The sequence below is a fragment of the Microbacterium sp. Bi128 genome (assembly GCF_918698205.1).
On record NZ_CAKKMM010000820.1, the window covers coordinates 1 to 2255 of the forward strand.

The following is a 2255-nucleotide window of genomic DNA, read 5'->3' on the forward strand; positions in this document are numbered from 1 at the left end:
GGCAACCCGCGGTGTTGGTCAAAACATCCAGTGGGCTCGCGAAGCGGCTGCTAAGGAACAGCAACTGGCCCAGTTCCATACACGCGGAGGCCAGCAGTCCCAGGGCCGCGATTTGCCACCATTTCCGGCCGGGAAAGGCCAAAGTGGCCGCGATTCCCACGGGGATAAAAAGCACCACGTTGGCGGAGGCCTCCACGAACGCGTAATTAAACCAGCCGGGAAAGCCAAGCGCATGGAGCAAAAATAGAAAGGCGGCAAGTTCGCCTTGGACGGGCCGGTCCACGGGGCTGGGCCAAAAGCCGATAATCGCCAGCAGGATAAATGCACCGCCCAGGACTCCTTGCCAGAGCCGGGGCCGTCCCAGCGTCCTCACAGTGGCCCTAGGAGGTCTTCAGAACGGCCAACGCCGCCGTTCCCAAGGCGACGGTGGCCAGGAGCGTCAAGAGGATGTAGGGGAGCGCCTGTCTGGTGGGCAACGGTATAACAAAGCCCGGATGCCATCTTCTTTTTGTGCGCCAATGTCTCCCCTTAAATTCCGGTCTCCCCATAGCCTTAGTAAATACCACAACTGGCCATGACAGGCCCCATGACGTGTTAACACGAATGGTGGTGGGATTCATCGGTATCCCGATGAACCCCACCACCATCTTTAATGTGGATTGGCTTGGAGCCTAGACTGCAACCTCGGCCTTGGCGCGGCGGCGAACCACCACAACGGAGGTTACGCCGGCTGCCAGGGCACCTGCGCCCACCAGGGACCAGATCATGAGGTTGGAATCAGCGCCGGTGTTGGCCAGCCCGCTGGTCGATGTGGAGGTCGTGGAGGCCGGCGCCACTGCGGCGCCTTCCACCGTGATGCTCGAGGTAGCGGTGACGCCAGACTCCACACCAGTCGCGGTGATGGTGTAAACGCCCGGCTCGCTGATGCTGAGCGGGAGGGCAAAGGAGCCATTGCCATCGGCCTTAGCGGAGAACTGCTGCGGTGCCAGCGGCAGGGTGATCTTGCCGGTAACGCTCATGCCGCGGCCGTTGACGCTTGCACCATTCGATGCAGGCTTAGTCACGGGCGTGACCTTGATGACGAGGCCTTCGCCGGCCTTAAAGCCGTGGCCACGGAAAACGAACTGGGCTCCCGGGCCCACAACGCCATCAGAGACTGCGGCGTTGGCGGGCGGTGCCGGGTAGTGATCCGCAGCTACTGCGGGAAATGCGCCAATGAGGGCGATCGAGCCCGCGAGTGTGATTGTTGCAAGTGTTTTCTTCATGTGTCCCCCTGAGACCGTATATACGAGTGTCACGCGATTTGGAGATTTCCTAGTCCCCCGAGTGACCGTAGGTTGAAATCTCATTTGATAAGCCCATGCAGACACTAGCACCCATTACGCGTGTGACCAAAGTGAATCAAGCCGCTTTACATACCGTTAACGTGACGTTTACTTCACGGATTGCAGGCGACATTCTCGGTAGCCAGGATGACTTCCTTGACAGGCTGGACAGTTGGCGTGACAACCAGGTTAGGTTCCGTATGCTGGACAATTTTCCCGAACGTCAGCTCCACCGTGCTGCTCTGGCCGGGTGCCAGGGTTACGGTCACCGTTCCCACGGGCCTATTCGCGTGGCGGTAGGCGGCGAAGTCTGTTTTCTGGCCGTTGACATGCGCTGTTTCCACATTGGCCTGCGCCGGGCCGTACGCGATCACATTTGTTTGTACTGAACCTACAGCTACACCGAAGGCGCCTGCGCCGGTGACGTAGGGCGGCAGCGACGTGGCTGCATCTCCCGGCGCCGTGTTTGTGCTGGTAATGCGGACAGTAGTTTGTTCAAACCCGTCGACATTACATTTCCTGACTAGTTGAACGGTTCGCTTGACGTGATAGTCCATCTTGGCGCCAGTGCCGTCGTTGAAATAGACGCCAAACTGTGCGGGGGCTACGCTTGGGCCGTCGATAGATCCGCTCACCGGATACTTGGCAATGACCGCCTGCTCCTGCGCTTCCGCCGACCACAGCAGAATTCGGCCCTCAGATGCCCCACGCGTAATACCCTCGATAAGGCTCTTGGCGTCTCCCTTACCACCAGTGGAAAGCGCGCTGAAGACTTCTTTGGCCACCCCCGCAAAGTAGACATCCTGAAATTTAGGCGACGGAATTTTGGCGTAGACGTCAGAAAGCAGGGTCGGCACGACATTCGTACCGCTCAGCTGCGCTGGTAGTCCGCCGCCAGTGAGCGCCAGGAGCTCGGGGTCGACTATTTCC

3 protein-coding genes are annotated in these 2255 nt (G+C 59.5%); all 3 read right to left on the reverse strand.

The features are described from left to right. Positions 1-373, reverse strand: a 373-nt coding sequence (locus LQV45_RS26680; RefSeq protein WP_230009740.1) for a VanZ family protein, incomplete at its 3' end; no start/stop codon positions are given. 298 nt (positions 374-671) lie between these two features. Then, the gene (locus tag LQV45_RS26685) at positions 672-1265 is read right to left on the reverse strand and encodes an LPXTG cell wall anchor domain-containing protein (protein ID WP_230009743.1); all 594 of its coding nucleotides are present in this window, start codon (positions 1263-1265) and stop codon (positions 672-674) included. 173 nt (positions 1266-1438) lie between these two features. After that, the coding region (locus tag LQV45_RS26690; RefSeq protein ID WP_230009746.1) for a hypothetical protein at positions 1439-2255 on the reverse strand (817 nt) is incomplete at its 5' end.